Here is a 235-nt window from a genome sequence, read left to right as displayed (position 1 = left end):
CGGCGAACCTCGGCCTTGTAGCGGCGGTAGTCGTCGCCGAACTTGGATTCGAGATAGCGCTCCTCGCGGGCGATTACCTGTTTCTGGATCACAATCAGCACCAATGGAAGCAAAGCCAAGGCGATTGCTCCGTCGAAGCCGACCGCAATGCCGGCATAGACAAGCGCCATGCCGAGATACATGGGATTGCGGGTCCACCGATAAGGGCCGGTCGTTGCCATGAGGGTCGTTGGTC

The 235-nt window shown here is 59.6% G+C and carries 1 protein-coding gene; it reads right to left on the bottom strand.

Going from position 1 to position 235, the window contains the following annotated elements; genetic code table 11:
- The coding region (locus tag SB756_RS35465; protein ID WP_410913932.1) for a methyltransferase family protein at positions 1-235 on the bottom strand (235 nt) is incomplete at both ends.

This window comes from Pseudomonas sp. SIMBA_068, assembly GCF_046534705.1.
In the GTDB taxonomy this organism is placed as follows: Bacteria; Pseudomonadota; Gammaproteobacteria; order Pseudomonadales; family Pseudomonadaceae; genus Aquipseudomonas; species Aquipseudomonas putida.
This window is presented reverse-complemented; position numbering and strand designations above follow the sequence as displayed.